We start from the raw sequence: 24792 nt of genomic DNA, 5'->3' as shown, positions 1-24792 counted from the left end.
GCTGAGTGCGTGGCAAGGCGTTAGCTCGGCAGATCAATAATTTATAAAAACAAAGGACGGAATGATGCAAAACAAGAAACTCCTCGCTTCTATCGTGTGTGGTGCGTTGCTAAGTGCTGGCATTTCTGCGTCTGATATCAAGCAGGGTGGCACGCTTAATGTGCCCATCATCACCACCGGCTTTGTTGAAAACTTTAACCCTTATACGTCTAAAGATGTGTTCCACGGCATCATGTTTGAACCTTTAATGGTGTTCAACAACATGACGGGAGAGACGAACTTCCGTTTGGCAGAATCTGCCACTTATTCTGACGATTTGAAAACCATCACCGTAAAACTTCGTGATGGTTTGAAGTGGTCTGATGGCGAGCCACTTGACGCAAGCGATGTGGTGTTCAGTTTTGTGCTGACAAAAAATTCCCCGGCGTTCGATCTCAAAGGTATTTGGTCGGGTGGCAATTTGCAGTCGGTAGAAGCGAAAGACGGCAACACGGTTGTGTTTACCTTGGCAGAGCCAGATTCCACCTTCATTTGGAACCTGGAAAAATACCACATTGTTCCCCAGCACAAATGGTCTGGGGTTGAAAACCTCACCACCTTTACTAATCCAGATCCTGTGGGCAGCGGCCCAATGACCACAGTAAAGTTCCTTAAATCGCAACAAATGGAGCTTTGCCGCAACCCGAATTACTACCTTGAAGGGCGTCCTTACCTTGATTGTGTGAGCTTTCGTTCATACAACGATAACTCCCAAATTCAGCCTGCGCTGATGAAAGGCGAAATCGATTGGGGTTCAAACTTTATCGCGGATATTGAATCTACCTTTGTCGCGCGTGATAAAGCCAACAACCATTTTTGGTACCCCGCAAACGACGCGATCCATTTGTATTTGAATACAAAAGAAGCGCCTTTTAGCGACCTGCGCGTGCGTCAGGCGTTATCCATGGCGCTTGATCGCGACCTGATTGTCGATATCGCTGCTTACGGTTACCCCACTGCCAACTTTAATGCTGGCGGTATCGGCGAGCTTTATGAAACCAACATCAACAAAGACATCTCAAAAAAATACAGCCATTTGACTGAGTTTAACCAAAAGAAAGCCAAAGCACTGCTTGATGAAGCGGGCTTGAAAGATGTCGATGGCGATGGATACCGAGAAAAAGCGGATGGCTCGCCACTGGCGTTTGATATTGAAGTGGTCAACGGTTGGACTGACTGGATTCAAGTGGTCCAAATGGTGACTGAGTTTTACGATGAAGTCGGGATCAAATCTGCCATCAAAACTGTTGATTGGGCGGTATACGACAAGAACCTCAAAGAGAGCAATTACGACGTCGCGATTAACTGGTCGATGGTTGCCACCAATCCAATTATTGCTTATCAAGAATATTTCTCGTCGTCGCGTGTTGGCAAAGGCTGGCATGCTGGCCACGGTGTGAATGACCCTAACATTGATGCATTGATTGATAGCTTTGGTAAGACGGGTTCTGCCGAAGAACAAAAAGAAATCTTGGACAAGCTGCAAGCCTTTACGGCAGAAAACATGCCGTTTATTCCACTGTTCTCAAACCCTACGTGGTTCCAGTACAGCACCAAGAAAGTGGACGGTTGGCCAACCAAAGAAAACCCATACGTTCAGCCAGTTTGGTATGACGGTGGTAAGCGAGTGATCATTTTGAACAACTTGCATCTTAAATAACCAAACCGCGAGCCCTCGCTAGAATCGGGTGGCTTAGAAAGGAGCAATGCGATGCCATTTTTGCTGCGGCGGTTTATGTTTTATTTTTCCGCCTTTTTGATTGCGATTACGTTCAACTTTATGTTGCCACGTATGATGCCGGGTGATCCGGTAGAAGCCTTGTTTGCTGCGTCGCAAGGGCGGATGGATCCCGCGCAAATGGATGCCGTTCGCGAAATGTATGGCTTCCTTGATGGCAATATCTTTGAGCAATATTTGGCGTATATCAAAAGTGTCTTCACGCTGGATCTTGGTCCATCTGTGTTGATGTTCCCAGTGAGTGTGTCTGACGTGATCGCCAATGCCTTGCCGTGGACTTTGTTCTTGGCTCTTGGTTCGCTGATTGTGTCTTTGATCATAGGTGTGAGCATTGGCACGTATGCCTCTTATCGTCGCACTGGCTTTTTTGGTCAGGTTGTTCCGCCGGTATTGGCGTTTGTCAGTAATTTTCCGTATGTCGTGACCGCGCTGTTTCTGTTCTACATTTTCGGTCTCAAATTGGATTTGCTGCCACTGGCGTATACCTATGACCCGTCGCTGGATCCGGGCTTAAACCTCGCATTTATTAGCAGTGTGCTCGAGCACGCCATTTTACCAGTAGGCTCCATGGTGTTGGTGGGCATTGCCTCATGGGTGTTTAACATGCGTAACGCCATGATCAACGTGCTGGGTGAAGACTACGTGACCATGGCGGAAGCCAAAGGCTTAAGTAGCTATCGCGTGATGAGCCGATACGCAGGCCGAAACGCCATTCTTCCGGTCGCGACCGCCATTGCGATGGCCATTGGTTTCTCGTTTGCCGGTTCGATCATGACGGAAGTGGTGTTTAACTATCAGGGGCTTGGCAACATTTTGCTGAAAGGTATTGTCGCGCGTGATTACCCTCTGATTCAGGCCATTTTGCTTATTCTTGTGTCAGCAGTTTTGACCGCTAACTTTGTCGCCGACTTATTGTATGTCTGGCTTGATCCACGCATTGCGAGTGAGGGTTAAGAGATGGACAAAACGGTCAATACAAGCGTCCAAGGCCAAGGCAGCAACATGAAATCGCCAAACGGTGGAATGAAACGCATCAAACGTGCATTTGGCGCAATCTACGCCTTTTTCTACGGCAACCCGCCTGCGATTTTGGGCACGTTACTACTGACCATCGTGCTGGTGGGCGCAATTTTTGCCAACGTTCTGGCGCCGTATTCACCTGAAAAACGGGTGGCGCGTCCGCATCAGGAACCGAGTGCGCAGTATCTTATGGGCACCACGCGCAGTGGTCGTGATGTATACAGCCAAGTGCTCCACGGCGCACGTAAAACACTCACCGTGTCTTTGTTTGCCGGTTTGATTGCCATGACATTGGCTGTCGCCGTGGGTGTCTCTGCGGGCTACTTTGGCGGCAAGATTGATGAGCGCCTGAATTTTATAACAAACGTTTTCTTGGTGTTTCCACAGCTTCCCTTGCTCATTGTGCTCGCGGCATTTTTGGGGCAAGTGGGATCCGTGGTGATAACACTTTTACTGGGGTTGACCTCCTGGCCATGGGGGGCACGTGTTATTCGTGCGCAGACCATGGCAATTCGCCACAAAGAATTCATCTTATCTGCGGAGGTAATGGGTGAATCTAAGTGGCGGATAATTATGGTCGAGATTTTGCCTAACCTTGTTTCCATTGTGTTTGGCGGCTTCTTGGGTGCTGTTATTTATGCAATGGGCTCCGAGGCAGGGTTAGGTATTTTAGGCCTGGGCGACGCGACCGAAGTGAGCTGGGGTTCCATGCTCTACTGGGCGCAGACGTCCTCAGCGTTATACACCGGCGCGTGGTGGGAAATGATGGTGCCAGCGTTGGCACTGGCCATCACCGGCGGTGGACTCGCGCTAATCAACATGTCGATAGACCAAGTGAGCAATCCAAAGCTCAAAACGGGTCCGCACATGAAGTTGTGGCATAAGCTGAAGAAAATCGCCGATAAGAGGAGAGGGTTGTAATGTCAAAATTATTAGAAATCAATAACCTCTGCGTCGATTATGTGTCACCGAATGGCGTGGCGCGTGCCGTGAACAACGTCAGTATTTCTATTGCAGAAGGTGAAACGCTCGGCATTGCGGGTGAATCCGGTTGCGGTAAAAGTACCTTGGCGTTCGCGATATCGCGTCTTCACAAAGCACCGGCACTGATTTCTGAAGGGGAAATCCTCTACAAGGGTCAGGATGTGCTGAAAATGAACGACAAAGCACTGCGCGCATTTCGTTGGAACGAAGTGTCCGTGGTGTTTCAAAGTGCCATGAATTCACTGAACCCAGTGATCACGATTGGCGAACAGTTAACAGACGTCATGCTGGCGCACAAGAAAGTCACGCCAAAGCAAGCGTATGAAAAAGCCGCCGAGCTTCTGCAAACCGTGGGTATTCATCCAGATCGTTTGACCGCGTTTCCGCATCAACTAAGCGGCGGCATGCGTCAGCGTGTGGTGATTGCGATTGCGTTAGCGCTTGAACCAAAACTGATCATTATGGATGAGCCAACCACGGCTTTAGATGTGGTGGTTGAGCGTGAAATATTGAATGAGCTTTACGATCTGAAATCGAAGTTTGGCTTTTCGATATTGTTTATCAGCCACGATCTTAGCTTGATGGGTGAAATTGCCGATCGCATTGGCGTGATGTACGCGGGCAATATGATTGAGCTAGGTGACGCGCAAACTGTGTTTGGTGCACCGCAGCACCCGTATACACAAGGATTGATCTCCTCGTTTCCGACCATTCATGGACCGAAAGAACGGTTATACGGCATTCCAGGTAATCCCGTTAACCTGCTGCAAATTCCGCAGGGGTGTAATTTTCAGGCACGTTGTAGCAAATGCTTTTCGCCGTGTACCGAACATGAACCGATGCTGAAAACGGTCGCACCTGCGCACCAAGTATCGTGTCATTTGGTTTAGAGAGGCAGAGAAGAATGATGGATAACAACGAAACGATTCTCTCAATCAAAAACCTGATGATGGATTTTCGCATTGGGCATTCAAAGACCCATTTGATGCGCGCCGTTAACGATGTGTCGTTTGATCTTAGAAAAGGCGAAGCTCTCGCCATTGTGGGCGAGTCGGGCTCTGGAAAAAGCACAGGTGCGCGCATTCTTACTCGCATCTACAAAGAAACGGGCGGAAGCATTACGTTCAAAGGCAAGCCGTTGGCAGACTATGTGTCTGAATATGGTGAACTGGAGTATGCCCGTCAGGTACAAATGATTTTCCAAGACCCGTTTAGCTCGCTAAATCCGGTGCACAATATTCACCATCACATTGCGCGTCCGTTGTTAATACACCAGCGTGCAACCAAGCAGAACGTCACCGAGAAAGTGATTGCCTTGCTAGAACTGGTGGGGTTGTCGCCAGCCGTCGAAACGGCACAAAAATTCCCGCATGAGCTTAGCGGAGGTCAACGCCAGCGAGTCGCCATTGCGCGGGCGATTGCGGTTGACCCAGAAGTGATTTTGGCGGATGAACCGATTTCAATGCTTGACGTCTCAGTGCGTCTTGGCATTTTGAATTTGATGGCGGATCTTAAGGACAAACATGGGATCGCCTTCATGTATATCACACACGATATTGCAACAGCGCGCTATTTTGCCGAGAAGACCGCAGTTATGTATGTGGGTCATATGGTGGAATGGGGCGAAAGTGACAGCGTGACTCAGAACCCGCAACATCCGTATTCTAAATTGCTGTTATCAGCAGTGCCAGAAGTCGGAAAAGCAGGACGTCGCGATTTGTCTGTTAAGAAAGGTGATATTCCGCTCTGGAAACCAAGCAGTGTTGGATGTCCGTTTGCGTCGCGTTGCCCAATAGCAACCGATACATGTACGCAATCAATGCCCGAGGCGACACGGGTTCGTCCCGGTCATTATGCAAGGTGTCACCACCTATAAATCGCTTTTACCTAGAGATTTCCCGATGAAGGATAGAAATCCGAGTCGGGATTTTATTTGACTAGAAAAGAAAGCGCTTTCTTTTTTTTAGGAACCAAGAAGTATGGACAAGTGTTTTAAGTTGACAAGTGCCCCAGTTAAAGGGCAATTCGTTGATAATAAAGGCGAACGTTTTTATCGCATTGAGAATGTCGATCACATGCCAGCGTTTTTCATGAGCGTGGTATCGGCTAACGATCACTGGTTATTTGCGTCGTCAACAGGCTGCTTGTCAGCCGGTCGCGGTAATCCAGAAAATGCGATTTTTCCTTACCGTTCAGTCGATTTAATTCATGAAAGTGCGGACAACACCGGCCCTAAGACCTTTATACGTCTAGAAGATGATGGCGGCGATGTGGTCACGTGGGAACCGTTCAACCAACAACATGACGGCAAATTCTCCGTTAGCCGTAACTTATACAAAAACATCACTGGCGATAAAGTGGTGTTTGAAGAAATTAACCAGACATTGCGCCTGACCTTCCAGTACAGCTGGGAAAGTGGCAACAATGTTGGTTTTGTTCGCCGCAGTGAACTCACGGATTTCTCCGGTCAACACCGCGCGATTGAAATTCTTGATGGCGTGCAAAACCTATTGCCACACAGTGCCCCGATGGCGGCATTGCAAACGCGCAGTGCATTAGTCGATGCCTACAAGTGGAACGAAAAAGAACAAGGTTCCACGCTGGCGCTTTACAGCATGTACGCCAAACTGAGTGACCGTGCGGATCCCGCGGAAGCTCTGCTGACCAACACGGTATTCAGTATTGATAGTGATGAATCAGACATCTTACTGAGTAGCCAACAGTTGCCAGCGTTTAAGCGCGGTGATGTGATTGAAAGTGAAAACCTGACACGTGGTGTGCGCGGCGCTTACTTTATCCATAAGTTGGTGAGCCTAAAAGCAGGCGAATCAAATCAATGGATGATGGTGCTTGATACTGGGAAAGATCACGCAGACATCGTGGCATTGCGTGCGCAACTCGAAGATACATCCGCGTTGAAAGCACGGATTGACAAAGATTGCCTAGAGAATCGCCAAGAGCTAGTGGCATTGATCAGTGCCGTTGACGGGTGGCAGTTCTCTGCGGATGAAGCAACCAGCAACCATCACTACGCCAACGTATTGTTTAATGCCATGCGCGGGGGTGTGTTTGAGCAGGGCTATACGCTACGTAAAGAAGATGTATTGCATACAGCTCATCTTACCAACCAATATGTGTTCCAACGCAACCAGGCGTTCTACAACGCGCTGCCTGAGCGCTTCACACAGAGTGAGCTGATCAAACTTGCCGAGCAAGCAGATGATATTCAGTTAGTGCGCCTTTGCTACGAATACCTGCCGTTGACCTTTGGCCGTCGCCATGGCGACCCGAGTCGCCCTTGGAATCACTACGATATCAAGGTCAAAGATAAGGAAGGCAACCCGCTGTTGGCTTATCAAGGTAACTGGCGTGACATTTTCCAAAACTGGGAAGCGTTGGCGTTGAGCTATCCGGGCTATCTGCGTTCGTTCATTGCCAAGTTCGTCAATGCATCCACCATTGATGGGTATAACCCGTATCGCATTACCAAAGACGGGATCGATTGGGAAGTATTGGAACCTGATGATCCGTGGAGCAATATCGGTTATTGGGGCGATCACCAGATCATCTATTTGCTGAAATTCCTTGAGTGGTCAGAGCGCTTTGAGCCGTCACAGCTTTCAGCCAATTTGACGCGAGAAATCTACAGCTACGCGAACGTGCCGTACTTGATAGGCGACACGAAAACCTTGTTTGATACCCCGAAAGACACGGTGACGTTTGATACTGACCTGCAGGCGAAGACAGAGAAGCTTGCTTCAATGGTAGGCAGTGACGGTAAGCTGTTACTGGACTCGGATCGCGAAGTGTATCTGGTCAACCTGTCAGAAAAACTGCTGGTGCCTTTGCTTGCGAAGCTTAGCAACTGGGTGGTTGACGGTGGCGTGTGGCTGAATACTCAGCGCCCTGAGTGGAACGATGCGAACAATGCGATTGTGGGTAATGGCCTGTCGATGGTGACGCTGTATTACATGCGCCGCTATGTTGAGTTCCTACAAGGTGTGTTTGTGAATGCACCAGAGAAAATCCGTTTTTCTTCGGAAGTCGCGACTTGGCTAAAAGAAACCACGGATATTCTGAACACTGCGTTGCGTGATGTGAAGAAGAAAGCCGTGACACGTCAGACTAAACACAAATTGCTGACAGAATTAGTGGAATCCGCGAGCCGTTATCGCGCGCAGGTTTATCACCAAAATGGTTTCTCTGGCAAAGAGCATGTAGATAGCGCTGATATCGCAGCCTTGCTGTCAACCAGCTTAGATCTGTTGCACAGCAGCACACTGGCTAATGCCCGCGAAGATGGCCTGTTTAATGCTTACAATGTGGTGCAATACAGCAACGAGTCTGTGGAATCATTGCCGCTATATCCAATGTTGGAAGGGCAGGTAGCTGCACTGAGTTCGGGCGCGCTAACAAGCTCGCAAGCGGTTTCATTGCTGGATAGTTTGTTCAACAGCGACATGTATCGTACGGACCAGAAATCGTTCATGCTTTACCCTGATCGTGATTTACCGAACTTTATGAACCGAAACTGCATTTCGTTGGACGCCGTGAAAGAGAATGATCTGTTGTCTGAAATGCACAAGAGCGGTGACAAGCGCATTGTGAAGGCTGATAAGAATGGTGTATTCCATTTTCATGCAGACTTTGAAAATGCAGGTGCGTTGAAAGAAGCGTTGAGCGCAGTACGGGCTGATTACTCTCACGTTGTTGATGCGCAGTTTGACGACGTCAAAGCGCTTTACGAAACCGTGTTCAACCACAAAGAGTTCACGGGACGTTCAGGCACCATGTTTGGTTATGAAGGTTTGGGTTGTATTTACTGGCATATGGTTTCTAAGTTGCTACTTGCTGTACAAGAAGTGTACTTTGCAAGCCTTAAGGAAAACCCAGACAGCGCAGACACCAAGGCGTTGGCGGCATATTATTATCGCGTACGGGATGGCATTAGTTTTAATAAAACGCCCACTGAATATGGCGCCTTCCCCGCTGACCCTTATTCGCATACGCCAAAACATGCCGGTGCGCAGCAGCCTGGTATGACCGGCCAAGTGAAAGAAGAAGTGATCACGCGCTTTGGCGAATTGGGTGTGTTAGTGGAAAGCGGTACGATTCGTATTGCGCCAACACTGCTGATGAAGAGCGAATTTAGCCCGAAACAGGCAAGTTTTGAGTTCGTGAGCGCTGATGGTGTCGCGCAGAACATGACATTGAATGCAGGGGAGCTGGCGTTTACCTATTGTCAGGTGCCGTTCCTATATCGTCTGACAGATAGCGAAAAAGCGACCATTGTTGTCAAAATGACATCGGGTGAGATGATTTCAGTGGTGGGTAATAGCTTGCCGGAATCGACCTGCAAACTTATCTTCAGCCGCTCTGGTGATGTGGAAAGTGTGATTGTAGATGTGCCTGAAAGCGTGCTTTATCAAGCCGCAAGCTGATCTAAGATAACCATCGCATAGCGTTGATAACAAAAACAGCCGCATTAGCGGCTGTTTTTTTGTCTGGCACACGCCGTTTTTCGTCTCAGCTAATGTCTTTTACTGAGCCGCGCTCCATAAGCGCGGGGAAAAGACGTTTTGTTACGTTGTTTAGCGGTTTGCCATTCAGGATATTCAATACGCCTTTTGCCGCTTCGCATGCCATCTCTTCCAGTGGGAAGTTAATAGTCGAAAGGCTCGGGGTCATGAATGGGCTGTATGCGTGGTTATCAAACCCGACAATGGAAATATCCTCACCGACTGTTAGGCCGCGATCATGGCACACGCCATAAGCAGACAAGGCGATGCTGTCATTGAGGCAGAAAATGGCGGTAATCTCGTCATCCCTGTCCATCAGACGGCGGATTGCAGTGTCATTGCCATCGTGATCAAAGCGACCTTCAATCACTAAGTTTTGGTCGTATTCGATTTCATATTTTGCTAGCGCGTTGCGATAGCCTTGAAGGCGTTCACGGCTATCAATTTTACTTAGCTGGCCAGTAATACAACCAATTCGGCGATGGCCATTTTTAATCAGATATTCTGTCGCAATATAGCCCCCCCATTCGTTATCCATGCAAATACATTGGTCCGAAATCTCAGGGATATAACGGTTCATCAGCATGGTAGCAGGGGTCTTCTCTACAATTTGCAGAATCTCAGCATCGCTGAGCATGTCAGATGTGAGCACTAAACCATCAATCTTTTTCGCATTTAAAAAGCGGATAGACTCTTGTTCTTCTTCATGCTGCTCATGACCACTCGTGATGATCAAATGGTAGTTTTTCTGTCGAACTATGCGTTCGACATGGTGCATCAAGGGGCCAAAATAAGGGCCATCAAATGTACCAACTAACATACCAATACTGTGCGAGCGGTTAGAGGCAAGTGCTTGTGCGAACGCATTGGGTTGATACCCTAAGGTTTCGATAGCCTCGAATACCTTAATACGGTTTTTCTCCTTCACTGACTCGTGGCCGTTTAGCGCACGCGATACAGTCGACTGAGAAACGTTCGCGAGTTCAGCCACCTCTTTTATGGTAATCAAATGATCTTCCTTAACGTACCCGTACATGCCCTCGTTTTATATTCGATACGAGACATGCCATAAAACACATTCACAAAGGCTTTTTGGAAAGCGATGAAGGTGAAAAGCGCAACATTCTAAACAGTTATCTACCTCACAGCCTTATAAACAACGGCTTTGACGCGAGGCTCATACCAAATTACTTCCGAATGCAATCGATAGTTGTGCCACGAATAACGCGTCATTTCTAGTTTGAAAGCGGTTGCATTATGTACAAATGCCCATTGTTAACACTTTTGATACCAACGTCTTTATAAAGTGGCGCTTTAAGGGGGCATTCTGGGAGTAAAAAAAAATATTTTGCATTCTACGTTGAGAAAATGTGAATTACGTCAAATAATTTAATACTCAGGAGGAGTGACTGACTATGTCTGAAATGCTGCAACAGTATCCAATTATCAATGGGCGAGAGCTTCATGTTAGAACGTGGAACCCCGAAGGTGGGGAGACCGTGATTTGCTGGCACGGTTTAGCACGTAATAGCATCGACTTCGTCGCGCTTGGCGATGAACTGGCAGCGAAAGGCTATCGTGTTATCGCGCCTGATACGTTAGGCCGAGGCCTTTCGCAGTGGGCGGAATCCCCTAAAAATGAGTATAGCTACGCCAACTATATTGATATGGCAGTCAAGTTGATGGACTTCTATCATTGCGACCGCGTGCACTGGGTAGGTACCAGTATGGGCGGGCTAATTGGTATGTTGCTGGCCTCGAGCGATGACCAACGCCATCGCATTGGGTCACTAGTATTAAATGATATTGGGCCCGAAGTGCCTGCCGACGCTTTGAAGCGCATTATTCATTACGTGCAGAAACCGATTTCTTTTCGTCGTTACAGCGAAATTAACCAATACCTTCAAACCCTTTATCAACCTTTCGGACCGCATACCTCACAGCAGTGGCAAACCATGATTTCAGCCTCGATCAGACGGTTGGATAACGGTCACTACACGACGCATTATGACCCCAATATTCTTGCTGGATATGATGAAAATGCACCTGTATTGAATCTTTGGCGTCAATTTACCAAGCTAGGACAGCCAACGATGTTGATGCATGGTTTGCATTCCGACGTGCTCACTAAAGACATCGTTAAACGCATGCGCATAGTGCAGCCTGCGATGGCAGTGAATTACTATCTTGGCTGCGGTCATGCGCCCAATATGTTTTTTAAATCTTACCGGCAGGATGTGATGCACTTTATCGAAAATCATTCTTTGCCACTTCAGCCGAATGAACGCGATATACAGCCAGCAGCCGATGAACAAAAACGAAACGCGGGTTAACAATGAGGGGTGGAAACGCGCGTTCGTCGCAGCTGTTAACGGATATTTCTTACTACTTCGATGCCCAAAGGTGAAGCAACTCTGTGGCGATGGTTGCTCCCGCCAATGCGGTGATCTCTGAATGGTCAAAAGGTGGGCTCACTTCAACCACGTCCATTCCCACCAAATTGATACCACGCAATCCGCGTAGAATTCGTAGCGCTTTATCAGAGGTCATGCCTCCGATCACTGGTGTGCCTGTGCCCGGGGCAAAGGCGGGATCTAAGCAGTCAATATCGAAAGTCAAATAGACAGGCTGGTTGCCCACCAATGCTTTGACGTGGTTGGCAATATCCTCGGCGGACATATCAATGGCGGCTTCCGCGCAAATCACATTGAACGCGTGATTGTCTTTGTCATAATCGGTACGGATCCCGATTTGTATCGAAGAAGATGGGTCAATCAACCCTTCTCTCGGGGCGTGATAAAACATGGTGCCGTGATCGTAACGACTACCTTGGCTGTAGGTATCTGTGTGTGCGTCGAAATGGATCAATGCCATTTGACCATATTTGGCATAGTGGGCGCGAAGCAGGGGGAGCGTCACAAAGTGGTCACCGCCGAGCGTTAGTAAGGCTTTGTCAGAGGCTAGAATTTGACTTGCCGCGTCCGTTGCCATAGCAACGAAGTTTTCACTGTCACCACAGGTAAAGACCAGATCTCCGGCGTCAACAATATTGCATCGATCTCTAAGATCAAACGGCCAAGGATAACGAAAACCCTCCCATGCAAGATTCACCGATGCGCGTCTTACCGCATCTGGGCCCAAGCGTGCACCCGATCGCCCCGTTGTCGCCATGTCATAAGGCATCCCCAAAATGACGATATCCGCTTCCGTCTCGGTGGGATCGTTGACCATGGGGAGACGGAGAAACGAGTAGGGATTGGAATAAAGTGAGTCATCTTTTCTCGAAAATACGTTTTCCATTGTCGCCTCTTTTTCACGTTCGTACGCTTTTTTTCAAGCGCAATTGGGTCAGGCGCGATAACCATTACTTATCAAGTAAACGCGTGCCTTTCTTCAAGGTAGCAGCAAGGAGAAAATGCTTTGTCTATTTTCTGCGGCAGTCAGCCATTGTTTGTAATAAAGCGATGGGACTGCAACAAACTGTGATTCCATTCGGTTTGTTGTCCGGTGAATAGAAACCTTCACCATGATGTCTTGAATAGTGGTCTATACAGAGTGCAGAACTTTCACATTGAGGGAATATCATGGCGACAACACGTAGAAAGAAAAAACCGACAGTTTGCTTAGTGCTTCAAGGCGGTGGCGCACTCGGTGCTTACCATATTGGTGCGTATCAGGCGCTTGAAGAAGCAGGGTTTACACCTGATTGGTTTGCGGGGATTTCTATTGGCGCGCTAAACGCTGCGATTCTTGCGGGGAATGCGCCAGAGCAACGACTGACTAAACTTGAGCAATTTTGGGAGCGCATATCACGCCCCGGCACAGACATTGATATACCGCCTGTGATGGCGCAAACATTCAATAATGCGAGCGCACAGCAGGCATTATTGTTTGGTCAGCCTGATTTTTTCACACCGCGCCCGATTAGCCCTTTACTTGCTCCTCCAGGTGAAGGCGCAACCAGCTTTTATGACACAACACCGTTGTTTTCCACGTTGAGCGATCTAGCTGATTTTGATCTGATCAATAAAGGTGAAGCGCGTTTGACCGTTGGTGCAACCAGTGTGACTAATGGCGACTTGGTTTACTTTGATAGCCGTACTGACACGATTGAACCTGCGCACGCAGTCGCCAGTGGCTCATTGCCTCCCGGTTTTCCCGCCACCAAAGTGGGAGATGATTATTACTGGGATGGCGGTGTGGTTTCCAATACACCATTGAACGGCATTCTTGACTTGGCAGGCGATGACGAATTGCTGATCTTTATGGTGGATTTGTGGAATCCGAAAGGTGAGTTGCCTCAAACCATGAACGAAGTCTTATGGCGAGAGAAAGAAATTCAATACGCGAGCAGAACCAGTGAACATATTGAGGCACTGGTGGCCAAGCGCAATCTCGATCATTTGCTGACTAAAGCCCCAGAACTCTTAACCAGCAAGGACGTACCAGCGGCGACCAGCCTTAAGGCGGATAATAAAATTGATATCGTGCATATTACATTTGATCCGATACAAGGCCATATCGCACTGAGTGATACCGAGTTTTCCCGCCGTTCCATTCGTCTGCGCCGTGAAAGTGGTTACACAGATATGAAGCAAGCGTTGGAAGCGTCTCCTTGGACGCAGCCAAACGAAGGTTTACCTGCTCATGTTCACCGTCGTCAATGTCATGGCGGATGGCTGGAAAAAAAGAAGCTAGATAAAGTGTCGTAGAAAAAAAACTGCGGTAGTTCAACGTGCAGTTTCTAGTATAAAAACAGTATAAAACGCAAAAAGCCCCGGTCTCGGGGCTTTTCACTTTCTCACACAGGCAGTGGAGGAACGAAGTGTGAAAAATTCGGTTAAGCGGGCGCAGACACTTTAAAGCGTCCCACAGAACGCCTAAATTGACTCACAAGGCCGTTTACCTCGCGGGCCGAACCTTGTACATCAAACGCGGATTGGTGGTTGTTTGTTGCCATGTCAGCGATGTCTTGAATCCGTCTTGCCAGTTCTTGGTTCGCGCTGGATTGCTCATGTAGCGATCGCGACACTTCTTCAATGATATTGATGAGATCTTGCGATTTCTGGTGCATTTCACGCACAGATTGCTCGGCGGAGTGGGTTTGCGACATATTGTCATTGACCACAAGCACACTGTCTTCAATATGGCTGACCGTGGCTTCAATACCTGAGCGCAATTCCTGAATCGTGGACGCTATTTGTTTGGTCGAATCTGACGTGCGTACCGCGAGGTTTCGTACTTCATCGGCAACAACAGCAAAACCACGTCCTTGATCGCCAGCGCGCGCCGCCTCTATTGCCGCATTCAACGCGAGAAGGTTGGTTTGCTCAGCCACATCGTTAATGACGCTGATAATGCCTTCAATCTCTTTCGAGTGTTGATCAAGTTCCGAAACGGCACTGCTAGAGCGCTGAGATTTCTCCGACATTTGGTCCATGTTTGCAATGGTTTGGCGCATGTTGGTGGCACCTTGCTGCGCTTGAATACCACTTTCGTCAGAGAGCGACTTCATTTTGTCCGCATCATGGGAAATGGTATTAATGCTGGCAGAGAACTCTTCCACCAAGGCCGCGATACTGCCTGTGTCTTCAGATTGACGGGTGGATGCCCCAACAATGTGGTCTGAAAGATCTTCCAGTTTCGCGACTTCATTATTCAGCTGATTTGCGCCAGACGCGATACTCGTTAGCGTTTCTTCAAAGGCATTCATCAAGTTGTTAAATGCGCGGCCAAGATCGGTGATTTCATTTTTGCCTCTTGGGCGAAAGCGAACAGTGAGATCAAGATTTTTTTCCGCGCTTTGCAGCAGGTTTTTCAAGTTATTGATCGGCGTTGTGATGCTATTAGCAATCGTAAAAGAGATAGCCATCAATACTGCGGCGATAGCGGCGACTAACAACAATAAGCGGCGAACATCTTGATAAAATACTGTATCGACGTCATCCACATACAAGCCTGTATTTAATACCCATCCCCAAGGTGTAAAGGGAAGGGAATAGGCCACTTTGGGATAAGGCGTATCGTCTCGTCCTGCTTTTTTCCAATGGTACTGCACGAAGCCACCCCCGTTTTTTGCCACTTCCACTTGATCTCTGATGATATGAACGCCGTTTACATCTTTCAAATCAGCCAGATTCTTACCAATCAGATTGGTCGCGATAGGGTGGTGAACCATGTCCGAGTTCATGCTGTAAATCATGAAGTAGCCATTTTCGCCGTAGCGCATGGCATCAAGCGCGTTGACTGACTGTTGCTTGGCTTCCTCCATGCTGATATCACCGGATTGCGCTTGTTGATAAAGCCGTGTCACCAAGGTCTCCGCTGTTTCGACAAGTACTTGGATCTGATTCTTACGTTCTTCCAGCATGTTGTCTCGTTTCACGACAAGGGTAATCGTCGTGACTGAAACCAAAGACAGCACCGCAATGGCAATGATTAATGACAATCGTTGCCGAATGGACAAGGCATTCATGATTTCCTTCCTTAAATGATATTTAACTCATTAAATAAAATGAAAATTATCTGCCATGAGTCTAGCAATTCGCGTCAATGCTGCTCGGTTTTCATACAGGTGTTTAAACGGTAAAAGCACGTGATAGAGAAAGTGTTTTTCGTCTATTAAAATAGGCATCAAGAAAAACAAAGGGCTGGCGAGTCATGGTTAACGAAATTATTCACCACATGAATTTTTTGTTGCGAATTATCTCATCTCAAATATGTGAACTGGTACGGTTTGGCATGTAGAGAAAGAGGCGAAATTTGGGAGGGGAAAGGCAATTTCGTAACAAGACATGGGGCAATAAGTAAGCGATAAGTAAGAGATAAGTGAATGGGAAGAGTGAGATAGGAATAGGCGCTAAGGGAACTAAGCATTAACCCTATAAAAAAAGCGTGCTTATCACGTTTGGCTATATCCGTGCTGCAATGATTGGTTTAGACTACCGCCCTCTTTACCCATGTGAACCGAGGTAATCATCAATGTCTCTACCAAATTGCCCACAGTGCAACTCTGAATACACCTACGAAGATGGCGCACTATATGTCTGCCCTGAGTGTGGTAACGAGTGGTCACAAGATGCATCTGCTGATGCTGACGACGTTAAAATCATCAAAGATTCTAACGGTAACGTCCTGCAAGATGGTGACACAGTCACAGTCATCAAAGACCTGAAGGTGAAGGGTTCTTCACTGGTGGTTAAAGTGGGTACGAAAGTTAAAAACATCCGCCTGGTAGACGGTGACCACGACATCGATTGTAAAATCGACGGTGTTGGCGCGATGAAGCTGAAATCTGAGTTCGTGAAAAAAGTGTAATCCACACAACATTAACTGAAAAAGCCGCGCCTTGACGTAAATTCAAAGCGCGGCTTTTTTGTCTCTGCTGTTTTATCCCGGTTGAGTTTACCCACTGATTCGTACCGGCGACTTGCCTTTATTGGCGTTGGTTAATATCGTCAAGAGTGAACGATTCTTATCGAGACTCGTATTGGAAGGTAAATCAAACACGCTGGAGGCATTGTGGCTGGGTACGATAACGGAAAAGACGGTAAGAAAATTCCTAGTAATAGACTCAGCCGCGTCGGCATGTTCGGTTCTGTGGTCACCAAAGTCGCCACCAACATGGCCGCTGAAGGTGCCAAGCAATTCTTATCGGGTAAACGCCCTTCAGCGAAAGATTTGCTGCTGACCCCCAAAAATATTTCCAGCATTACCAACCAACTCGCGCAACTTCGCGGCGCGGCCATGAAGGTTGGGCAATTGCTGAGTATGGATGCGGGAGATGCGCTACCCAAAGAGCTTACTGACATTCTTGCCAAACTGCGTTCCGATGCAGCCCCAATGCCTGCAAAACAATTGGCGTCGGTGTTGGAAACTGAATGGGGGAAAACCTGGCAACAGCACTTCATTTCATTCACGTTCAAACCCGTTGCGGCCGCTTCTATTGGGCAAGTCCACTTTGCGTATGGTGATGATGCCTCAGAACTGGCCATTAAAGTGCAGTACCCCGGCATCAAAAAAAGCATCAGCAGCGATGTAGACAATGTTGTTACTCTGCTGCGTTTGACCGGTTTAGTGCCGAAAGAAGTGGATTACAAAAGCCTGTTAGATGAAGCGAAAAAGCAGCTTCATGATGAAGCTAACTACGAACTCGAAGCGGAAATGGGCGACACCTTTTATCAACTACTCAAAGATGACAACCGTTTCATCGTGCCCAAAGTCTATAAAGAACTCACTACGCCTTCCATTCTGACCATGAGCTTTGAACAAGGCGAGGCGATCGAGAACTTGCAAGATTTACCTCAAGTGGCGCGGGATAATTTGGTGACTAACTTGTTTGAGCTTCTGTTTAAAGAAGCGTTCCAATTCAAACTGGTACAGACTGACCCTAACTTCGCCAATTATCTTTATCAAAAAGAAAGTGGGAAAATCGTGCTACTCGATTTCGGCGCGACGCGACGTTACGGTGATGCGATCAGCGAGGGTTATCAAAAACTGCTGACATGCGCTGTGAACAACGACAAAGATGGTGTGTCAGATGCCATGGCACACATCGGATTTTTCAGTAACCATATCTTCCCCGAGCAAAAAGCCGCGGTGGTGAACATGGTGATGATCGCTTGCGAGCCGATCCAATATGACGGCGACTACGACTTCGGCAACACTGACCTCGGCAGTCGTATTCACGAAGCAGGCATGGCACTGAGCATGGAGCAAGGCTATTGGCACACCCCGCCAGCCGATGCATTGTTTCTGCACCGAAAAATCGGCGGCCTGTTTCTACTTGCCGCACGGCTAAACGCCAAAGTGAATTTGCGAGAAGTCTTTAAACCGTTTCAATGGGAAACCCCGCCAACGTGCAAGCGAGCAGGTTAGGTGCGAAAGCAACCAAGCATTTAAAATTACAGGCTTAGGGTCATACTTTTGATCACCCTCTTTTGAAAATTAGGGTGGGTAGGAGTAAAAGCGAAGTAACGTTTACCCAAGTTCATACAAAGGACAGCCTGTATGCCAAGCCGCATTTATAAACATCTCGAAACCCTTTGGGATTATCACCAACTTGGCCATGCTCCTCAGCCTTCAGATTGCATCTTCATTCTTGGCAGCAACGACGTACGCGTCGCGGAATATGCCGCTGCACTTTATCGCCAAGGCTTCGCACCTTACGTGATGGTATCCGGCGGATTTGGGCGATTCACTAAAGATGAATTCGACAAAACCGAAGCGGAAACCTTTGCCGACGTCCTCATGGACGAAGGCGTACCAGAATCCGCAATTATTCTAGAAACCAAGGCCACGAACACTGGCGAAAATGTCTCTTTCGGGTATCAAGTCATGCTCGAAAAAGGGCATGATTTCAAACGTTTTTTATTGGTTCAAAAGCCCTTCATGGAACGTCGCGCTTACGCCACTTTCGTTAAACAGTGGCCGGGTCAATACAACAGGGCGTTAGTCACTTCACCGCCGCTCTCGCTGGTGGAATACCCAACAGACAACATTCCCTTTGATAGGGTGGTAGAAGCCACGCTGGCAGACTTCGAACGCGTAAGAGATTACCCCGCCCAAGGCTATCAAATTGAACAAACTATTCCTGCGCATGTTACTGCTGCTTATGATGAGATTAAAAAACAGGGGTTGTGGTGAGAGCAGTGGGTAATTCGCTGGCATAACAACCTTAAAAATACCGGTTCGATCAGTGTGGTGAGCCATAGCGTTGATCGAACACTTCTCCACGCTTGAAAAGCCGGTGACATGCTTACCATTTAACCTATTTCCTAACAATCTAATAAATATAGAGTAAAAGCTTGAAGGTGATTCAAAGTGCAACGAGAGCCCGTCGTGTTTCTTGAACATTGTGATATGTTTAGTTTCATAAATAGGGCGAAGATGGCTGATTTCTCGTCGTTTTGATTTTTCCGGAGACATTCATGCGTTGTGGTAAATATATTTTTGAATCAAAGGGAAGTAGTCTTTTAAAGGCAATAGCTTGTTGTTAGTGGGTGCAATGGTGCGTTTTAATACACCGTTTTAATGTCTAGTAAATGTGATGGTGCGAGAGCGTATTAATAGAGGTTTAACGATATAGTGTAATATTAAAATGGAGTTTTGTTTATTACAGGAGGTTTGACATTTTAAAGGGTCCACGAGGGTTTACATTAATAGAATTGATAATGGTTATAATTCTATTAGGGGTTGTATCCGTGACAGCACTGCCGAAATTTTTTGATATGAAAAGTAACGCAAGAACGGCATCTCTTAAGGCTGTAAAAGGGACGATGAGAACTGCAGTCGATTTTACTTATAGTAAATCTGCAATTAAAGGCAATCACAATTTAACTGCTGGATCAGATGTTTATGTTGAAATAAACGGGAACCCTGTCTCAATAAAATTTGGAACTCCGCTTGCCAATTATGACGGTGATAAAGGTAGTTGGGATGATTTGATTCACTTAGATTACGAGGTGTTTTCAACTAAAATAGTGTCGGGGCATTTTGTTGTTTTTCTTAAGGGAAGCGCGGTTCCAATTAGCCTAAATGACGAATGCATTGTTCTCTATAAGCAAGCGAATAAAATTGAAAACCCTCCAAAAATTAAAGTAAATGGTTGTTAATTACAAGAGGGTATTGATATGCACATGAATAGTATTTTAAAGAGATGAAAATTCGTCCGCGTTTCGACCCGTTATATAATGTTACCCAGCAATGTTTCCTGCTTGATCTTGGCATATACATCAAAAGGATGGTTAGGTCGAAAAGTCAATTCTAATAGCTTTCTTGTTAATGCCCAGATGCCACAATATACAGTTGAGACAAAGATGGAATCCTCGGGTGTTTCTGTTGACACCTCGCATGTCTATCCTCTTTAAGGGGAGACCATGCGATTGGTTCTGAGTTGGGAGTGAAAATGGAATTTAGGTTTGAAAAAGCGAACCCAGAAGATCTAGATGCGATCCTCAAGTTAGGTGAATCAAGCAATGAAGAACACGTTGTTCCTCTACTCAGTGCTGATGGGAAGAAAGCGTTTCGAATAGCGTTTACGGCCGATATTAACAACGTAAAAGATGCCCAAATTTACTCTGTGATCAAAGCGACTGTTGACGACGAAATTATCGGTTATGTCGCTTGGCGGGATGAAAGTTATATTGGTCATCTTTATGTTAAAACCGAATATCACGGTTTTGGTGTGGCTAGGCGTTTAGTTGAAGAAATGAAAGCAGCAAGTGGCGCAGCGTTAGTTCGCGTGAAGGCATCGATTTATGCGCTTGGCTTCTACAAGAAGGTGGGATTCGCACCAATATCTGACGAGTTAAGCATAAACGGTATTCGTTATGTTCCAATGGTACTTGATGTTGAGCAGAACAAAGAGCAGCGTATTTAAGCGGGTTGCTTTACGCGTAGTTCGCTTTGCCCTTGAGAAAATTGAGCGACGGGTATTTGAAAGCGACGACCAAGTATAGAAATCCAAGTTGTGCGTTGTAACGAGAGGTCAAAGATCAAGAAGTCGATTGTTCCCGAGGAATTTAAGCACTATTTCGATGATTGGCACTTTTCCCCGTGGTCGAATCAGATGGAACGGTGTACTTAGCTGGCCTACTGCCGCAAGAAAAGATAAGCCAATTAGCCGCGATTCATCATCGCGGCTTCGTTGACTTTTTAATGCGCCTCAACAAGGTTAACTAGGGGCAGTCTTACAAACCTTGTTGGTATTGATCGTTGGTGTTGATTGGCACCATCGTGAACAACTCTTCTCGAACACTGACATCGCCATTTACGAGCTTTTCGAAGTGCTTAACGAGTTCAACTTTGTCCGCTTTTTCTTTCGAGCCGCCACCGATGTTGGTCAAATCAATAAAGAACTCATCAAACAAGTCAGAGAAATCTGTCACGATGTCCATGTTTAGGAATTGTTCGTGGTTATAGATGCTTGGGTAGCCACCTTTTTGCTTATCAACCGCAAACGAAATGCCTTTTACATTGGTAATCGTCGTTGCTTTCTCACATCGCAACATACAGCCCGCTTCAATCGCCGGTTTGTTACAGCCCACCGTTTGTTGGAAGAAACACTGACGGCTTGTCATCATCAGAATCGGGTGATAAATGCTGTAAGCCAACTTGAAGTTTTCAGGACGACGAATGTGTTTAATCTGACCTTTGTTGATCTCGTTTGAAATAAACGCACCCGCACAGTTTAACGATTCTTTCATCGTGACTAACGCGTGTGAGTTTGTTGTGTTCAGGAACGGACCCGCAACCCATTCAATGCCCATTTCATAGGCCTTATACGCAATACCCGTGTTATTGGTGACGATGCGTGCTGGTTTGACTTCTTCTAGCACTTTTACGGCTTCATCGTAGTCTTTACCAATCAACACTGCAGGGAACCATGGGATCAAGCGTGGGTTTTCTAAGAAGATGTTGATGTACTTGCGATCGCGTTTTTTGAAGCTTTCAGGGAGCTTGAAGTAGATATCAGCATCCGTGACATCGCATACATTTAGGTCTGCGGTATCTGCAATCAGCATAGAGAGTTTTGGCTTCTCTTCTACTTTTGGCTGTTGTGGGAATGCAGGGACGTCCACGTGCTTAATAACGTCTTTAGATCCGTTCATTAAGAATGCAACGCGATCTTTCATTTCCGTCAGTTCTCGGAATGGGATCGCTAAGTTTTCGCCTAAGTTAGAGAAATCATAACCGAGTAATTCGTAGTTAGGATTGATCACACCTTTAAAGCGTTTTTCTAGCTCTTTTGAGGTGATGGCTTTTTCGCCCGCTTCTCTGAGCAGTGACGTTGATGTCACTTCAAACACTTGTTGGTCTTGTTCACTTGGCGTGACAACCACAGTGAGTGGCTCACCCAGCGTTGCCTTGAACGCAATGGTTACGGCAATTTTGTCGATACTGAGCGTTTTCACTTTTTCTTCGAGTGTCGCGCCAATAGCATTCTTGTCGTTATAAAGGTCGGTTCTGACTTCTTGAATTTGAACCACGTCAATCGCATTGCTCTTTTCAACCGCATAGTTAACGCTGTTGTCACGAGGGTTATCGATAAACATGTCTTTGGTTAAATTGCCTTTTAAAAATTTGTTGGTTAAACCACGGTTGAATACTTTATGCAGATTGGAATCATCTTCATACAACTCACCCGTCTCAACAAATTTATTAATATTTTTACGCCAGTTTTCAACAACCGTATAAACGTAGTGAGCACCTTTAATACGGCCTTCAATTTTCAATGAGTCAACTTGCGCATCCACCAGTTCAGGCAGGTCAAAATACGCGGAGTTATCTTTTAGGTTTAGTGGGTACTTAGTACCGACGTTGGTCACTTCGTATTCGTCACGACACGCTTGGCTGCAACGACCACGATTACCTGAGTTACCGACGCTCACAGAGCTTGAGTAACACTGACCAGAGAAAGCAATACATAGCGAACCGTGAACAAAGACTTCCGTTAGCATGTCATGTTCATGCGCCACAGCTGTCATCTCTTTGATTTCGTCGATATTCAATTCACGAGATAAGTTTACGCGTGAAGCACCGACTTTTGATAAAAAGTGAAGCTGGCCTTCATTGTGGGTCGTTAACTGAGTCGAGGCGTGAACATCTAACGTTGGGAAATGCTTTTTAACGAGGTTAAACACACCTAAATCTTGAACAATGATGCCATCGAGTGTCGTGTTCACTAATTGATTGAGTAACTTCACGAGTGATTTTATTTCATGTTCTAGGATAACAACGTTTAAAGTCAGAAATACTTCACAACCGTATTCATGAGCTAATCGTAATACGCCATTTAACTCATCAAATGAAAGATTGGATGCACGGTTACGGGCATTGAAAATGTCTAAGCCACAATAAACGGCATTTGCCCCTGCTACGATGGCTGCTTTGATCGCTTCTACATCGCCACCAGGTGCCAATAATTCAATTTTTCTACTCATTGTGAGATTGCTCGCTTCGTTTTTTGTCATCGAATTTTTTGAGGAGGCATTCTACTCGCCTCACGCTTTCATTGCCACTCATTAGGCTTTTGTTGATCTAGGTCATGTCTGCACAGGCGTGAATCCCATTGCCAATTCAGTTACCATTGAGCTATTGCGTTCTTTTTTAAGTCTTTCATCATGACAATGCCGATCCTATATTCATTGAGACAGTGCCCATACGCAATGCGAAGCCGTCTTGCCATTTTACATGCTGGCCAAATCGTCATTTTGCGCGACATTGATATGAAAAATAAGCCTGAAGACATGCTGTCTGTATCACCTAAAGCCACGGTGCCGGTATTGGTGCTGGGTGATGGCAACGTGATTGATGAAAGTATTGAAGTGATGGTTTGGGCGCTAACGCAATCTGACCCGAGAAACCTACTTTATTCGCACGATAAAAATCAGTTACCCGCCATGCTTGAGTTGATAAGAAGCAATGACGTGACGTTTGTCGGCGCATTGCAAAAATACCGAGCGGCTTCTCGTTATCACGATGACAATAAAACAGAGCACCGCGATACATGTTGTGAGTGGTTGATGCCTATTGAACAGAGGTTGTCTCAGCACGCCTACATAATGGGAGAGCAACCGAGTTTGGTTGATTACGCCATCTTGCCATTTATTCGCCAATTCTCCCGTGTAGATAAGAAATGGTACGCCCAAGCGCCATTACCGAATCTACGAGCTTGGCTAACCAAGCATTACAACGATCCGACGTTTTCTAAAGTGATGGTGAGTTATCCCAAGTGGAAAAAGGATGATAAGCCAGTTGTATTTGGTGATGTATAGAACCCTATGCCGCCCAAACTCTAACTTCCCCGATTAAACAGTTGCAACGCCTCATTCAATACTTGAACTCCCTCGTGAATGACACTGTCACTTGTTGCGTCTCCCATAAATGAGTCTGTCATCACATGGAGGCAGTGATTTAATACGCACCGTATTAAATCATCATAACAACAACACACCACCGTCAGATTAAATGGCTGTACAAGGACGTAACCATGACCGCAAACGAACACATTGCAAACTTTCAAACCAACACCAAGGAACCCAAACTTTGGCAAGTATCTCTCTCCTTATGCCTTATCTCTGTGCTAATGGGGATCACCATTTTGGCCGTCGAGGTCATCTTTGGCTTAGAAATGCCAAATTCCGGCGTGCTTTCTACCGTTATTCCTACCATGATGACGGGCTTTTACTTTGGTCATAAAAACGAAGCCTTGATGGTTTCCAGAACGCGTTGGCTTGCCGTGATGGTTTGGACTGGCATGAGCTTGCTCTATGTTGCCGGCCTTATGCGGTTTTACGATTTTACGTTAGCCGACCTGACCGCTGAGTTTGGTAGTTTGTTTGTGTGGATCGGTTTTGCTTTCATTTTGATCATGACAGTAGTGAGTTACTTCATGATCAAATCTGGTGAGAAGATAGGCATTAAGAACAGGGTTAAGGTGAGGGAGAAACAACTAGCTAAAGAGAAACAAAGCGAATAAATAGTTCGCTC

The 24792-nt window shown here is 46.6% G+C and carries 19 protein-coding genes; 15 read left to right on the top strand and 4 right to left on the bottom strand.

What is annotated here, in order from left to right; translation table 11 throughout:
• The first annotated feature begins 64 nt into the window (after positions 1-64).
• The 6 genes from ACED36_RS01790 (at position 65) to ACED36_RS01765 (ending at position 9222) form a co-directional block, all read left to right on the top strand.
• On the top strand, positions 65-1699 hold the full coding sequence (locus ACED36_RS01790; protein ID WP_016961542.1) for an ABC transporter substrate-binding protein: 1635 nt from the start codon (positions 65-67) through the stop codon (positions 1697-1699).
• A gap of 51 nt (positions 1700-1750) precedes the next feature.
• Positions 1751-2731: an ABC transporter permease gene (locus ACED36_RS01785; RefSeq protein ID WP_016961543.1), complete on the top strand. Its 981-nt coding sequence runs from the start codon at positions 1751-1753 to the stop codon at positions 2729-2731.
• Positions 2732-2779: 48 nt separating this feature from the next.
• A complete protein-coding gene (locus tag ACED36_RS01780) occupies positions 2780-3718 on the top strand; it encodes an ABC transporter permease (RefSeq protein ID WP_371732660.1) in 939 nt (312 codons plus the stop codon).
• Complete coding sequence (locus tag ACED36_RS01775) at positions 3718-4671, top strand: ABC transporter ATP-binding protein (protein WP_016961545.1); 954 nt, start codon at positions 3718-3720, stop codon at positions 4669-4671. Before ACED36_RS01780 ends, ACED36_RS01775 begins: the two co-directional genes overlap by 1 nt.
• Before the next feature lie 17 nt (positions 4672-4688).
• A complete protein-coding gene (locus ACED36_RS01770; protein WP_016961546.1) occupies positions 4689-5657 on the top strand; it encodes an ABC transporter ATP-binding protein in 969 nt (322 codons plus the stop codon).
• Positions 5658-5760: 103 nt separating this feature from the next.
• A complete protein-coding gene (locus tag ACED36_RS01765) occupies positions 5761-9222 on the top strand; it encodes a hypothetical protein (RefSeq protein WP_371732651.1) in 3462 nt (1153 codons plus the stop codon).
• An 85-nt stretch (positions 9223-9307) separates the two neighbouring features.
• On the opposite strand, the gene ACED36_RS01760 is transcribed toward ACED36_RS01765, so the two are convergent.
• Positions 9308-10309, bottom strand: coding sequence for a LacI family DNA-binding transcriptional regulator (locus tag ACED36_RS01760; protein ID WP_016961548.1), 1002 nt, complete (start codon positions 10307-10309; stop codon positions 9308-9310).
• A 406-nt stretch (positions 10310-10715) separates the two neighbouring features.
• Here ACED36_RS01760 and ACED36_RS01755 point away from each other — a divergent pair, with 406 nt between their 5' ends.
• Positions 10716-11633, top strand: coding sequence for an alpha/beta fold hydrolase (locus ACED36_RS01755; RefSeq protein ID WP_016961549.1), 918 nt, complete (start codon positions 10716-10718; stop codon positions 11631-11633).
• Between the two features lie 52 nt (positions 11634-11685).
• Here ACED36_RS01755 and speB read toward each other — a convergent pair whose 3' ends face one another.
• The gene (speB, locus tag ACED36_RS01750) at positions 11686-12600 is read right to left on the bottom strand and encodes an agmatinase (RefSeq protein ID WP_016961550.1); all 915 of its coding nucleotides are present in this window, start codon (positions 12598-12600) and stop codon (positions 11686-11688) included.
• Positions 12601-12884: 284 nt separating this feature from the next.
• Here speB and ACED36_RS01745 point away from each other — a divergent pair, with 284 nt between their 5' ends.
• Positions 12885-14012 (top strand): patatin-like phospholipase family protein, encoded by a 1128-nt coding sequence (locus ACED36_RS01745; RefSeq protein ID WP_016961551.1) that lies wholly within the window; start codon positions 12885-12887, stop codon positions 14010-14012.
• A 128-nt stretch (positions 14013-14140) separates the two neighbouring features.
• On the opposite strand, the gene ACED36_RS01740 is transcribed toward ACED36_RS01745, so the two are convergent.
• A complete protein-coding gene (locus ACED36_RS01740) occupies positions 14141-15775 on the bottom strand; it encodes a methyl-accepting chemotaxis protein (RefSeq protein ID WP_016961552.1) in 1635 nt (544 codons plus the stop codon).
• A 506-nt stretch (positions 15776-16281) separates the two neighbouring features.
• Between ACED36_RS01740 and ACED36_RS01735 the strand changes: the two genes are divergently transcribed.
• The 5 genes from ACED36_RS01735 to ACED36_RS01715 all read left to right on the top strand — a co-directional run bounded on the left by ACED36_RS01735 (position 16282) and on the right by ACED36_RS01715 (position 20680).
• A complete protein-coding gene (locus ACED36_RS01735; protein ID WP_016961553.1) occupies positions 16282-16617 on the top strand; it encodes a zinc ribbon domain-containing protein YjdM in 336 nt (111 codons plus the stop codon).
• A gap of 204 nt (positions 16618-16821) precedes the next feature.
• Entirely contained in the window at positions 16822-18177 is a 1356-nt protein-coding gene (locus ACED36_RS01730; protein WP_016961554.1) for an AarF/ABC1/UbiB kinase family protein, read from the top strand.
• Between the two features lie 132 nt (positions 18178-18309).
• Positions 18310-18945: a YdcF family protein gene (locus ACED36_RS01725; protein WP_016961555.1), complete on the top strand. Its 636-nt coding sequence runs from the start codon at positions 18310-18312 to the stop codon at positions 18943-18945.
• 446 nt (positions 18946-19391) lie between these two features.
• Positions 19392-19913: a type II secretion system protein gene (locus ACED36_RS01720; protein ID WP_371732659.1), complete on the top strand. Its 522-nt coding sequence runs from the start codon at positions 19392-19394 to the stop codon at positions 19911-19913.
• Between the two features lie 293 nt (positions 19914-20206).
• Positions 20207-20680: a GNAT family N-acetyltransferase gene (locus tag ACED36_RS01715; RefSeq protein ID WP_016961557.1), complete on the top strand. Its 474-nt coding sequence runs from the start codon at positions 20207-20209 to the stop codon at positions 20678-20680.
• A gap of 310 nt (positions 20681-20990) precedes the next feature.
• Here the strand turns inward: ACED36_RS01715 and ACED36_RS01710 are convergent, their stop codons facing one another.
• Positions 20991-23243 (bottom strand): peptidase U32 family protein, encoded by a 2253-nt coding sequence (locus ACED36_RS01710; protein WP_026023857.1) that lies wholly within the window; start codon positions 23241-23243, stop codon positions 20991-20993.
• 180 nt (positions 23244-23423) lie between these two features.
• Between ACED36_RS01710 and ACED36_RS01705 the strand changes: the two genes are divergently transcribed.
• Both ACED36_RS01705 and ACED36_RS01700 read left to right on the top strand, forming a co-directional pair.
• Positions 23424-24077: a glutathione S-transferase gene (locus ACED36_RS01705; protein ID WP_371732650.1), complete on the top strand. Its 654-nt coding sequence runs from the start codon at positions 23424-23426 to the stop codon at positions 24075-24077.
• A 215-nt stretch (positions 24078-24292) separates the two neighbouring features.
• Complete coding sequence (locus ACED36_RS01700) at positions 24293-24781, top strand: ABZJ_00895 family protein (RefSeq protein WP_017003343.1); 489 nt, start codon at positions 24293-24295, stop codon at positions 24779-24781.
• Positions 24782-24792 lie beyond the last annotated feature (11 nt).

Origin of the sequence: Enterovibrio sp. FF113 (genome assembly GCF_041439165.1) — a bacterium.
GTDB classification, from domain to species: domain Bacteria; phylum Pseudomonadota; class Gammaproteobacteria; order Enterobacterales; family Vibrionaceae; genus Enterovibrio; species Enterovibrio norvegicus_A.
The sequence above is the reverse complement of the archived record's forward strand: the minus strand, read 5'-3'. Positions and strand labels throughout refer to the sequence as shown.